This is a genomic window from Enterovirga rhinocerotis (assembly GCF_004363955.1).
GTDB lineage: Bacteria > Pseudomonadota > Alphaproteobacteria > Rhizobiales > Beijerinckiaceae > Enterovirga > Enterovirga rhinocerotis.
Genome location: NZ_SNZR01000011.1, coordinates 1851684 through 1863795 on the forward strand (window position 1 = coordinate 1851684; position 12112 = coordinate 1863795).

At 68.3% G+C, this 12112-nt stretch carries 13 protein-coding genes; 11 read left to right on the forward strand and 2 right to left on the reverse strand.

Going from position 1 to position 12112, the window contains the following annotated elements:
- The first annotated feature begins 79 nt into the window (after nucleotides 1-79).
- From EV668_RS09515 to EV668_RS09545, 8 genes are all read left to right on the forward strand, one after another.
- The gene (locus EV668_RS09515) at nucleotides 80-1054 is read left to right on the forward strand and encodes a heme o synthase (RefSeq protein WP_133769508.1); all 975 of its coding nucleotides are present in this window, start codon (nucleotides 80-82) and stop codon (nucleotides 1052-1054) included.
- Nucleotides 1051-1215 carry a hypothetical protein gene (locus EV668_RS24750; protein WP_166652396.1) on the forward strand — a complete coding sequence of 55 codons (165 nt, stop codon included), beginning with the start codon at nucleotides 1051-1053 and terminating at the stop codon, nucleotides 1213-1215. Before EV668_RS09515 ends, EV668_RS24750 begins: the two co-directional genes overlap by 4 nt.
- A complete protein-coding gene (locus tag EV668_RS09520) occupies nucleotides 1215-1808 on the forward strand; it encodes a cytochrome c oxidase assembly protein (protein ID WP_133769509.1) in 594 nt (197 codons plus the stop codon). The genes EV668_RS24750 and EV668_RS09520 overlap by 1 nt, the downstream gene beginning before the upstream one ends.
- A gap of 129 nt (nucleotides 1809-1937) precedes the next feature.
- Nucleotides 1938-2792: a cytochrome c oxidase subunit 3 gene (locus EV668_RS09525; RefSeq protein ID WP_133769510.1), complete on the forward strand. Its 855-nt coding sequence runs from the start codon at nucleotides 1938-1940 to the stop codon at nucleotides 2790-2792.
- A 76-nt stretch (nucleotides 2793-2868) separates the two neighbouring features.
- On the forward strand, nucleotides 2869-3240 hold the full coding sequence (locus tag EV668_RS09530; protein ID WP_245512971.1) for a DUF983 domain-containing protein: 372 nt from the start codon (nucleotides 2869-2871) through the stop codon (nucleotides 3238-3240).
- Nucleotides 3237-3989, forward strand: coding sequence for an SURF1 family protein (locus tag EV668_RS09535; RefSeq protein ID WP_133769512.1), 753 nt, complete (start codon nucleotides 3237-3239; stop codon nucleotides 3987-3989). The genes EV668_RS09530 and EV668_RS09535 overlap by 4 nt, the downstream gene beginning before the upstream one ends.
- A gap of 83 nt (nucleotides 3990-4072) precedes the next feature.
- Entirely contained in the window at nucleotides 4073-5680 is a 1608-nt protein-coding gene (locus EV668_RS09540) for a B12-binding domain-containing radical SAM protein (protein WP_208111523.1), read from the forward strand.
- 86 nt (nucleotides 5681-5766) lie between these two features.
- Nucleotides 5767-6966 carry a phosphoglycerate kinase gene (locus EV668_RS09545; RefSeq protein ID WP_133769514.1) on the forward strand — a complete coding sequence of 400 codons (1200 nt, stop codon included), beginning with the start codon at nucleotides 5767-5769 and terminating at the stop codon, nucleotides 6964-6966.
- A gap of 28 nt (nucleotides 6967-6994) precedes the next feature.
- On the opposite strand, the gene EV668_RS09550 is transcribed toward EV668_RS09545, so the two are convergent.
- Nucleotides 6995-8107, reverse strand: coding sequence for a TadE/TadG family type IV pilus assembly protein (locus EV668_RS09550; protein ID WP_133769515.1), 1113 nt, complete (start codon nucleotides 8105-8107; stop codon nucleotides 6995-6997).
- Nucleotides 8108-8407: 300 nt separating this feature from the next.
- Between EV668_RS09550 and fba the strand changes: the two genes are divergently transcribed.
- From fba to EV668_RS09565, 3 genes are all read left to right on the forward strand, one after another.
- Nucleotides 8408-9499 (forward strand): class II fructose-bisphosphate aldolase, encoded by a 1092-nt coding sequence (gene fba / locus EV668_RS09555; protein ID WP_133769516.1) that lies wholly within the window; start codon nucleotides 8408-8410, stop codon nucleotides 9497-9499.
- A gap of 137 nt (nucleotides 9500-9636) precedes the next feature.
- A complete protein-coding gene (locus tag EV668_RS09560; RefSeq protein ID WP_133769517.1) occupies nucleotides 9637-10296 on the forward strand; it encodes a thiamine phosphate synthase in 660 nt (219 codons plus the stop codon).
- Nucleotides 10293-11273: a tetratricopeptide repeat protein gene (locus EV668_RS09565; RefSeq protein WP_208111499.1), complete on the forward strand. Its 981-nt coding sequence runs from the start codon at nucleotides 10293-10295 to the stop codon at nucleotides 11271-11273. Before EV668_RS09560 ends, EV668_RS09565 begins: the two co-directional genes overlap by 4 nt.
- 6 nt (nucleotides 11274-11279) lie before the next feature.
- Here the strand turns inward: EV668_RS09565 and EV668_RS09570 are convergent, their stop codons facing one another.
- Entirely contained in the window at nucleotides 11280-12068 is a 789-nt protein-coding gene (locus tag EV668_RS09570; RefSeq protein WP_133769518.1) for a hypothetical protein, read from the reverse strand.
- Nucleotides 12069-12112: the final 44 nt, after the last annotated feature.

The window sequence follows — 12112 nt, forward strand, 5'->3', positions numbered from 1 at the left end:
AAGGAGGGCGGCCCGAGCCGCCCTCCTCCTCGAGAGCCCCCTGCGGCGAGACCGCCCGTTGGATTGACGCGTAACCGAGATGCCCCTCACCGCCGACCTCACCGCCGGAGCCGCGCCACGCGCCACGCTCGCGGCCGGACCGGCCCGCCCCTCGACCGGCGAGGTGCGCGATTACGTCGAGCTGCTGAAGCCGCGGGTGATGTCGCTCGTCGTCTTCACCGCGCTCGTCGGCATGCTCGTCACGCCCTCGGGGACGCATCCGGTCATCGCGGCCTCGTCGCTGCTCATGATCGCGATCGGCGCCGGCGCCTCCGGCTGCCTCAACATGTGGTGGGACGCCGATATCGACGCGGTCATGACCCGGACGGTCGGACGGCCGATCCCGGCGGGCAAGATCCGCGCTGAGGAGGCCCTCGCCTTCGGCCTGTTCCTGTCCTGTGCGTCGGTGCTGCTGCTCGGCATCATCGCGAACTGGCTCGCCGCCGGCCTCCTCGCCTTCACGATCGTCTTCTACGTCGTCGTCTATTCGATGGGTCTGAAGCGCGCGACGCCGCAGAACATCGTGATCGGCGGCGCCGCCGGCGCCCTCCCCCCGGTCGTCGGACAGGCGGCCGTAACGGGCACGGTCCACCTCGATTCCCTCGTCCTCTTCGCCATCATCTTCATGTGGACGCCGCCCCATTTCTGGGCGCTCGCGCTCGTGAAGGCGGGGGATTACCGGCAGGCCGGCGTGCCGATGCTGCCGAACGTCGCCGGACCGGACGCGACGCGTCTGCAGATCCTGCTCTACACCCTGGTCCTCGTCCCGCTCGGCCTCGTTCCGACCTGGCTGGGTTTCGGCGGCCTCGCCTACACGGTCGTCGCCACGCTCGGCGGGCTCGCGATGATCGCGCTGGCGGTCAAGGTGTACCGGCGCCGAGCGGGCCGCGAGGCCGACCGCGCCGCGATGGAGCTGTTCGCGTTCTCGATCCTCTACCTGTTCCTCCTGTTCGCCGCGCTGCTTGCCGAGCACGGTCTCGGATTGTGGCGGAACGTGCCGGGATTGAGCCTATGACCCTCGAAGAACCCGAACGTCACAAGCTCTCCCCCGAGGAAGTCCGTCGCCGCCGCACGCGCTCGATCGCGATCGCCCTGGCGCTCGGCTTCATGGTGCTGCTGTTCTATGCGGTCACGATAGCCAAGCTCGGTCCGCAGGTCCTGAACAGGCCGCTCTGATGTCGGCACCGCTTCCCACCCATATCGGCAATGCCCGGGCTCGTCGCACGACGCTGATCGTCTGCGCCGGCTTCGCCCTGTTCATGCTGGGCGCCGCCTTCGCGGCCGTGCCGCTGTACACGATGTTCTGCAAGCTCACGGGCTTCGACGGAACGCCGATGGTCCGCTCGACTCCGGCCTCCGAAACGCTGGAGCGGACCGTGACGATCCGCTTCGACACGAATGTCGCACCGGGGATCGACTGGAGCTTCACGCCCGAACGCCGCGAGATCACGGCGCGGATCGGCGAGACGCAGACGCTGTTCTTCCGGGTGAAGAACGAGGGCAGCCGCTCCGCGACGGGCGTCGCGACCTACAATGTCCAGCCCGACCAGGCCGGTGCCTTCTTCGTCAAGATGAAGTGCTTCTGCTTCGACGATCAGAGGCTCGCCCCGGGCGAGACGATGGATTTCCCCGTCGTGTTCTACGTCGACCCGGCCCTCGCCAAGGATCGCAACTTCGACGGGCTGGGCTCGATCACGCTGTCCTACACCTATTTCGCCTCGCGCAACGGCAAGCCGCTGGCTGCCGCGGAGAGCAAGCCGAATCTGTGAGGACAGGGCTTTGCTCCGGCCGCGAGGCCGGAGCCGGATGACAAACGCCCCGGCGAAGTCGTAAGCCGGGGATCAGGGACGAGTGAGACGGCGCCCCCGGGCCGGGCGCCGCGGCGGAGAGACGGGATCATGGCGCAAGCCGCAGAAGCCAAGCACGACTACCATCTGGTCGATCCGAGTCCGTGGCCGCTCGTCGGCTCGGTCTCGGCCTTCGTCATGATGGTCGGGTTGGTCATGACGATGAAGGGCCTCGGCCCCGAGACCTTCAAGCTCGGGCCCTATGTGCTCGGCGCGGGCATCATCGGCGTGCTCTACACGATGGCCTCCTGGTGGGCGGACGTGATCTACGAAGCCGGCCCCGGCGGGAACCACACCCGCGTCGTCCAGCTCCATCACCGCTACGGCATGATGATGTTCATCGCCTCCGAGGTGATGTTCTTCGTCGCCTGGTTCTGGGCCTATTTCGATGCGGCCCTCTTCGCCGCCGAACCGATCCAGTACCTGCGGGCCGAGAAGCTGCAGCATTGGCCGCCGGTCGGCATCCAGACCTTCGACCCCTGGCACCTGCCGCTCCTGAACACGCTGATCCTCCTGACCTCGGGCACGACGGTCACGTGGGCGCATCACGCGATGCTCGAGAACGACCGCGACGGCGTCAAGCAGGCCCTCTGGCTCACGGTCGTCCTCGGCGTCGTGTTCACCCTCTGCCAGATGTACGAGTACAGCCACGCGGCCTTCGGCTTCTCGGGCAACATCTACGGCGCCACCTTCTTCATGGCGACGGGCTTCCACGGCTTCCACGTCGTGATCGGCACGATCTTCCTCGCCGTGTGCCTGCTGCGCGTGTACTGGGGCCACTTCACGCCCGAGCGGCATCTCGGCTTCGAGTTCGCCGCCTGGTACTGGCACTTCGTCGACGTCGTGTGGCTGTTCCTGTTCGCAGCCATCTATGTGTGGGGTGCGGGCACGCCCGGCGCCCACTGACCGCGAAGGCGGCTGGACACGCAAGGGCGGCCTCGGCCGCCCTTTGCTTTCGCGGCTGCCGCCGGGAGTGATGAGAGTGGATTACGACCGTTCAGCCCCGCCGCCGGTTCCGACCGGCCTGCGGGGCCTCTGCCCGCGCTGCGGACGGGGCAAGCTGTTCCAGGGCTATCTGTCGCTGAGACCGAGCTGCGAATCCTGCGGGCTCGACTACGCCTTCGCGGATTCGGGCGATGGCCCCGCCTTCTTCGTCATGAGCTTCGTCGGGATCGTCATCGTCATGATGGCGATGTTCGTCGAGTTTTCCTACGAGCCGCCGCTCTGGCTTCACGCCATCCTGTGGGCGCCGCTGACCCTCGGGCTCAGCCTCCTGCTCGTGCGCCCCTCGAAGGGGCTCCTGATCGCGCTCCAGTACCATCACCGGGCCGAGCAGGGGCGCCTCAAGAAGTGAGCCTCCGCTCGGGCCGAGGCGCGATCCGGGCGCTGGCGGCGCCGTTCGCCGCAACCCTCGTCGCACTTGCGATCCTGGTCTCGCTCGGGACCTGGCAGCTCGAGCGCAAGGCCTGGAAGGAAGGCCTTCTCGCGCAGATCCAGGCGCGGGCCTTCGAGGAGCCGTCCGACGTCGCGCCGGAGGCGGACTGGCCGAGCTGGCGTCAGGCGGATCAGGAATACCGCCGGGTTCGCCTGAGCGGGACGTACCTGGCCGACAAGATCGTCGCCGTCCACGGCCTCGCCGAGCTCCGCGAGCGGCAGGCGACGCAGGGCTTCTACCTGTTCGTCCCGCTTCGGCGCGGCGACGGCTCCCTCGTGATGATCAATCGGGGCTTCGTGCCGACGGAGCTGCGCGACGCGGCGCTCGCGAGCCTGCGCTCCGCCCCCGCGGCGGGGACGGTCGTCGGGCTCGTGCGCGCGCCCGAGACGCGGGGCTCCTTCGTGCCCGAGAACGATCCGGCGCGCGACAGCTGGTTCGTGCGCAGCCTCGACGACATGGCGCGAGCCCGCGACCTCCAGCGCCTCGCCCCCTTCTATGTCGATGCCGATGCGACGCCCAATCCCGGCGGCTGGCCGAAAGGCGGCCAGACCCAGCTCACCCTGCGCAACCATCACCTGGAATATGCGTTCACGTGGTTCGGGCTCGCGCTCACGCTGGTCGGCGTCTTCATCGCCTTCGCCGTCGGCAGGCTGCGCGGTCCCGGATAGCGCCCTCGCCGGTTCGGCTTCGGGTCGACAGAGGTCGGCTGCCGTGCGAGATTTTTTCGTAGCAGCAGCAGGAGGCCGATGTGATCGCGGCACCGACGCGCGTGCTCCTTGTCTTTCCGCGTTTCAACCCGAACTCGTTCTGGAGCCTCACGGCGGCCTGCGAGGTGTGGGGCGCCCGCTGCACGGCGCCGCCGCTCGGGCTGATCACGCTCGCCGCCCTCCTCCCGCAGGATTGGGATCTGAGGCTGGTCAACCGGAACGCCGAGGACCTCACCGACGCCGACATCGAGGCCGTCGACCTCGTCCTGACGGGCGGCATGCTGCCCCAGCGACCGGACGCGATCCACCTCGTCGAGCGTTGCCAGGCGCTCGGCAAGCCGGTCGCCATCGGCGGTCCGGACGTCTCGTCGAGCCCCGAGGCCTATGAGTGCGCCGATTTCCGCGTCATCGGCGAGGCGGAGGGCGTGATCGACGAGTTCGTCGCGGCCTGGTCGTCGGGCGCACGCGAAGGCGTCTTCGAGGCGCAGAAGTTCCAGGCGGACGTGACCCGAAGCCCGCTGCCGCGCTTCGACCTGTTGAACTTCGACCACTATCTCTTCGTGGGGCTGCAATTCTCGCGCGGCTGCCCCTTCACCTGCGAATTCTGCGACATCATCGAACTCTACGGCCGGGTTCCCCGGACGAAGACGACCGAGCAGGTCCTGGCCGAGCTCGATCGGCTCCTGGCGCTGGGCTATCGCGGCCATGTCGATTTCGTCGACGACAATCTCATCGGCAACAAGAAGGCCGTGAAGCTCTTCCTGCCGCACCTCAAGGCCTGGCAGGAACGGCACGGCTACCCCTTCATGTTCTCGACCGAGGCCTCGCTCAACCTCGCCGACGACGCCGAGCTTCTGCTCATGATGCGGGAGGCGAACTTCTTCACGGTCTTCGTCGGCATCGAGACGCCCGACGAGGCCGCGCTCATCCAGATGCGCAAGAAGCAGAACACCCGCCGCAGCGTCCCCGACAGCGTCGCGCGGATCGAGGCGGCCGGGATGGCCGTGACGGCGGGATTCATCGTCGGGCTGGACGGCGAGGGAGACGGCGTCTCGGACTCGATCGCGACCTGCATCCAGGCCTCGAACATCCCGATGGCGATGGTGGGCCTGCTGACGGCCCTCCCCAACACCCAGCTCACGCGGCGCCTCGCCAGCGAGGGGCGCCTCCAGGCCGATTTCGCCATCGAGCAGACCGATGGCGATCAATGCACGGCCGGGCTGAACTTCGCGACGCTCAGGCCGCGGCGCGACATCCTCGCCGATTATCGCGAGGTGATCTCGCGCGTGTTCGCGCCCGACGCCTATTTCGCCCGCGTCCGCGGCCTCGCCGCGACGCTCGACCGGGCGCCCTATCTGCCGCCCTTCAGCTGGCGAGCCCTGCGGCGCGATCTCACGGCGCTCAGCCGCGCACTCTATCGCTTCACGCGGACGCATCCGGATTTCGCGAAGCCCTTCTGGTCGACCTTCTGGTTCTGCCTCCGGACCAACCCACGCGCCCTGCAGATTCTCCTGATCAACATGGTGATCTACCTCCATCTCGGCCCGTTTTCCCGCTACGTGGTCCGCCAGCTCGACGAGCAGATCGAGGCGATCGATGCGGGACGCTGGATCGAGCCCCGCCCGCTGGACGCCGACCGGGCGGTCGCCTGACCGCGGCGGCTGGAAAGCGCCCGCGCCTTCCGATACCAGACGCGCCACAGGGTCTCGCCCGGCGAGGCCGCCAGCCGGATGACGAGATGGCCAAGTTCCGAACGATCGACGATGCAGGCAACCTTCGCGGCAAGCGCGTCCTGGTCCGCGTAGACCTGAACGTGCCGATGGAGAACGGGCGCGTGACGGACGCGACCCGCATCGAGCGCATTCTGCCGACCATCCGCGACATCGCCTCCCACGGCGGCCGGGTGATCCTGCTGGCCCATTTCGGCCGCCCGAAGGGCAAGCGCGTCGAGAGCGAGAGCCTCGGCCCGGTCCGGGCCGAACTCGCGAAGCTGCTCGGGCAGCCCGTCGGCTTCGCGGATGATTGCATCGGCGAGGCGGCCGAGCGGGCCGTCGCGAGCCTCGAGGACGGCGGCGTCCTGCTGCTCGAGAACACCCGCTTCCACGCGGGCGAGGAGAAGAACGATCCGGACTTCGCGAAGAAGCTTGCCGCGCTCGGCGACCTCTACGTGAACGACGCCTTCTCGGCCGCGCACCGTGCCCATGCCTCTACGGAAGCCCTCGCCCACCTGCTGCCCTCCTATGCCGGCCGGACGATGCAGGCCGAGCTCGAAGCCCTCCAGAAGGGGCTCGAAGCGCCCGAGCACCCGGTCGTCGCCATCGTCGGCGGCGCCAAGGTCTCGACCAAGATCGATCTTCTCGAGAACCTCGTCGCCAAGGTCGATGCGCTCGTCATCGGCGGCGGCATGGCGAACACCTTCCTGAACGCCATCGACGTGAATGTCGGCCGCTCGCTCTGCGAGGCCGATCTCGCGCCGACCGCCCAGCGCATCCTCGAGAAGGCCAAGGAGACCGGCTGCGCGATCATCCTGCCGGTGGACGGCGTCGTCGCGAAGGAGTTCAAGGCCGGCGCCGAGCACCACACCTACGGCGTCGACGCCATTCCCTCGGACGGCATGATCCTCGATGTCGGCGCGCAATCGATCGATCGGGTCAACGCGGCGATCGACGACGCGAAGACGCTCGTCTGGAACGGGCCGCTCGGCGCCTTCGAGATCGCGCCGTTCGACCAGGGCACGGTCGCGGCCGCTCGCCATGCGGCGGCGCGGACCAAGGCCGGCAAGCTCGTCTCGGTCGCCGGCGGCGGCGATACGGTCGCCGCGCTGAACCATGCCGGCGTCGGTGAGGATTTCACCTATGTCTCGACGGCCGGCGGCGCCTTCCTCGAATGGCTGGAGGGCAAGGAACTGCCAGGCGTCGAGGCCCTGAAGAAGAGCTGAGCGCGGTCCCGGATCCGGATCCTCCCCCTCAGCGGATGATCCGGATCTCCTTGTCGGCAATCCTCTGAAGGGTCGGGCACGAGACCACGATGCGGATGTCGTCGTAGTCCCGGTCGCTGCCTCCCGACGGCGTCGGAGGCCGGTCTTCCCAGCCGTAATACATGGACTTCCCGTCCGCGCAGGCACCGGTCGCCGTCTTCGGCGTCCGGCCGGTCTCGTTATTGTTCGGCAGGATCCCGCCCTGGTTCCGCGACTTGCAGTCGACATCCGTCGTACAGATGATCGTCTCCAGGATCGGGGCGGAGCTCAGGTCGGTCATCGTCATGGTGCCATTGGCCGATTCGCGCCCGCCAGTGACCGTGTTGGTCATCTTCCGGCTGTTCGGCTCGATCGTGGTATCGGTGTAATAGAGGTAGTGCTCCGCCGAGGGCTTGTCCCAGTTCGCCGGCGTCGTGCGAGCGTTGCGGACGTTTCGGAGCTGGTAGCTCAGCGTTTCGCCGTCGGCGCAGACGGGAAGCTTCGCCTTCGAATAATCGGTGCCGCCATTGTCGGAGATCGCTGTCAGCGTGTTCAGCATCCGACCCTTGTTCGACTGGTTCTTCTTGGATTCGTCGTAGCAATAGACCGAGATGCGGTTGTAATCACCGGCCTCGTAGGACATGTCGCGGACCGTGGGCAGGCTCCAGGCCCAGACGGGGGGCTTGCGCTTGACCGCGGTGGTGACGGAGACGGGGATCGTCCTCGGATAGCCCGGCAGCACGACGGACAGCGTCGTTGCGATGCTCGCATTCGCGGTCAGCGTGTAGATGCTTCCCGCCGTCCACTGGTCCGCCGTCCCCACCTGCGAGATCAATCCGCTGGCGCCGCCGTAACGGGTCGTCACCCGCGCCTTGAAGGCGGCGATCGACAAGGCCTCGTTGGGTGAATCCGAGGACGCGATGGCCAATGCGGTGGCATCCGTCTCGCGGTGCAGGAAGGTGCGCAGCTCCGTCGCCCGGCTGTAATCGACGGCGACACCCGCGAGACCGACAAGAGGCACCAGAGACAGGCCGAAGAGCACCGCGACATTGCCGCTTCGATCACGGCGAAAGCGATGCGCCCCGAGCGCGCCGGATCTGCGGATGGTCTCGCAAAGGCCCATGGTCCACCTCTGCCTTCGACGGAGGCTCACGCGCTCGGCCGGTCTTCCCGAACAGATCGGGAATTCCGCCTCGTCCGGGACAAGAGAAGGGCGACAACCCTAAAGCGCAGGTTTCAGGACGTGCTCGCAGTTGAGGAGCGCGACATGAGATGGCGAACGTCGTTAACCGATCATGATCGGGAAATCGGCCTGACCCGAGCCCGCTTCGACGCGGCAGCGGCAGCGCGGGGGCTTCGCTCGCCGCCCGGGACGGGGTAAGAGCGATCCACGCTCACGCAAGCCGTATCCAGAGAGGAAACGATGGCCCGCATCACCCTGCGACAGCTTCTCGATCACGCCGCCGAGAACGATTACGGCGTCCCCGCCTTCAACATCAACAACATGGAGCAGGCGCTCGCGATCATGGCGGCGGCCGATTCCGTCGACGCGCCGGTGATCATCCAGGCCTCGCGGGGCGCCCGCCAATACGCCAACGACATCATGCTGAAGCACATGATGGACGCGGTCACCGAGATCTACCCGCATATCCCGGTCTGCGTGCATCTCGACCACGGCAACGAGCCGGCGACCTGCATGACCGCGATCCAGGCCGGCTTCACCTCCGTCATGATGGACGGCTCGCTCAAAGCCGACGGCAAGACCCCCGGCGACTGGGACTACAATGTCGGCGTGACGAAGAAAGTGACCGAGATGGCCCATCTCGGCGGCATCTCCGTCGAAGGCGAACTCGGCGTGCTCGGCTCGCTCGAGACGGGCGAGGGCGAGAAGGAGGACGGCCACGGCTTCGAGGGCAAGCTCAGCCACGACCAGCTCCTCACCAATCCCGACGAGGCGGTGAAGTTCGTCGCCGAGACGAAGGTCGACGCGCTCGCGATCGCCATGGGCACCAGCCACGGAGCCTACAAGTTCTCCCGCAAGCCCGACGGCGCCGTCCTCGCGATGAACGTCATCGAGGAGATCCACCGGAAGCTGCCGAACACCCACCTCGTCATGCACGGCTCCTCCTCGGTGCCGAAGGAGTTGCAGGACATCATCAACCAGTACGGCGGCGAGATGAAGCCGACCTGGGGCGTGCCGGTCGAGGAGATCCAGCGCGGCATCAAGAACGGCGTGCGCAAGATCAACATCGACACCGACAACCGGATGGCGATGACCGGCCAGATCCGCAAGGTGTTCAAGGAGAACCCCTCCGAATTCGACCCGCGCAAGTATCTCGGGCCGGCGATGAAGGCGATGACGGCCCTCTGCAGGCAGCGCCTCGAGGAGTTCAACACCGCCGGCCAAGCCTCGAAGATCAAGCGCGTCGCGACGCTCGCCGAGATGGCCGCGCTCTACAAGAAGGGCGAGCTCGATCCGAAGATCGGCGCCGTGACGCGCGCCGCGGCCGGCTAACGCAGGCATTCATCGCCGACCGGCGCGTCGCAGCGCCGGTCGGCTCGCTCGGGATCGCCCGCCTCCCCTTCTTCGACCCGCCTTTCGCCGCAATCGGACAGCAATTCGATGGCTTCGGTTGGCCCCCATCGAGCATCATGACCAGCCTTCGTCCGAGCCTCTATCTTCTCTCGCCTTTGATCGAGGATCCGTCCTCCTTTCGGGCGCCTCTCGCCGAGGCCGTGGCGACGGGCTTCATCGAGGCAGTCCTGCTGCGCCTCGCCCCCCGCGAGGAGCGCGCACTGATCAATGCCGTCAAGGAACTGGCCCCGGTCGCGCAGGACCGGCAGGTCGCCGTGATCGTCGCCGATCCCGGCGATGGCTGCGATCTCGCACAGGTCGTCATGCGCAGCGGCGCGGATGGCGGGCACGCGGAGGATCCGGCCCGGATCGAGGCCCTGTGCCAGCGCCTGAAGGACGGCCGCAACATCGGCGCCGGCGGCCTCAAGTCGAAGCACGACGCCATGGTCGCAGGCGAGTTGGGCGTCGATTACGTGTTGTTCGGCGAGCCCCGGCCCGACGGCTTTCTTCCGCCCTTCGATCTCATCGAGGATCGGGCCGCCTGGTGGGCCGAGATCTTCCAGACGCCTTGCGTCGTCTATGCGCCGACCCTGGAGGCGCTGCCCGCCGTCGCCCGGACCGGGTCCGAGTTCGTCGCGCTCGGCGATGCCGTCTGGACGCATCCGGACGGACCCGGGGCGGCGCTTCGGGAGACCGAGAGCATCCTCGCCGCCCTTCCCCCCCGGGCCGGCGCATGACGCGGCCCGCCTCGCTGCTGCGGGCATGGGCGGTCCTGACCCTCGCGCTGGGCTGCGCGGCGGAAGCGGCGCCCTCCCCTCCTGGCAAGCCCGCGACGCCGGCAGCCCGCCCGCCCGCCGCAGCCACCCCGCCATCCGGCCCGCCCCGCGATCTCGCCTACGGCGCCTATCAGCGCGGCTATTACGCGACCGCCCGCCGCGAGGCGCTGCTGCGGCTCGAAAAGAACCCCGACGACGTCGCGGCGATGACATTGCTCGGGGAACTCTACAACCAGGGCCTCGGGGTCCGGCAGGATCCCAAGGCGGCCGCCGACTGGTATCGGCTGGCGGCGACGCGCGGCGATCCTCGAGCGATGGCGACGCTCGGCCTGATGGCGCTCGACGGTCGGGGCGTTCCGCGCGATCCGGCCGTCGCGCGCGAGTGGCTCGAGAAGGCGGCGGCGAAACGCGAGCCGGTCGCGTCCTACAACCTCGCCCTCACCCTGCTCGCCAGCGGCACGGACGAGAACATCGCGCGGGCGGCGCGCCTCCTCGTCGTCGCGGCCGAGGCGGAGATCGGCGATGCCCAGCATGCGCTCGGCGTCATGCATTCCCGCGGCCAGGGCGGCGTCGCGCATGACAGAGCGGAAGCCGTTCGCATGTTCCGGCGCGCGGCCCGCAACGGATCGATCGCGGGCGAGGTGGAATACGCGATCGCCCTGTTCAACGGCGACGGGGTGCCGGCGAACGAGGGCCTCGCGGCACGCCATTTCCTCCACGCCGCGGCCCTCGGCAACGCCATCGCCCGCAACAGGGTCGCGCGGCTCTTCGTGATCGGGAGGGGCGTCCACAAGAACCTCGTCGAGGCCGCCGCCTGGCACATCCTCGCCAAGGCGCAGGGACTGACCGACCCCTGGCTGGACGAGCAGCTCGCGGGCCTCTCCAAGGACGACCAGAAAAGGGCCGAGCTGATCGCGGCCCAGCGCTCCAACATCTGAGGCGCCCTACCTGGCCGTGCGCCACCGTCGCAGGAGGATCAGCCCGCCATTCCAGGCGAGCGAGGTCGCGAGGCCGAGGCTCAGCGCCATGGCCGATCCCAACGGCAGGGCGGTCAGGTGGACGACGGACAAGGCGGGGACGAACCCGCCGATTCCCGCCAGGGCGTGGGAAACGATGCCGGCGACGGGTGCCGCGCCGACGCGCGGCTGAAGCACGATGATCAGCGACAGGAACACGACCGGCATCAGGGCGCCGTAGCCGGCGGCGACCGGGCCGGCGAGCTCGCCGAGGATCGAAACAGCCGCGACGACCGTCATCACCGCACCCGCCCGCACGAGGAGATCGATCCTCCGGTTGGGCAACGCCACACGAACCGCGGCCCGCCGCGCGAAGCCCGTCGCGAGAAAGCTGCCTCCGATGAGGGTGGCGCTCCAGACGAACGCGCCGGGGAAGGTCCAGTCGAAGAGGTTCGTGACGAAGACGGTGGCGACCAGCGCCGCGATGGCCGCCCCTATCGACGGGATCGTGCCGGCCCTGCGCGAGACGACACAATAGGCCCAGACGAAGGGACCGGTGGCACCGACGCTGAGAATGCTGGCGACGGTGCTGTTCGCCAGGAACGCGGCATCGTGATCCAGCGCGAGGAACACATAGGCGGGACCGGCCGAGATCGGGATCGAGGCGAGCATGGCGCCGAGGAACGGCCCGGCCCGGCCGACAACCGCCGAGATCGCGAGGACGATCGCCGCCACGATCGCCATGCGGCAAGCCAGCAGAAAGGCGCCCGTCAGCACCGTGGATCGCCCCTCCCCCTCCCGGCAGCCGCTTCACGGCTTGC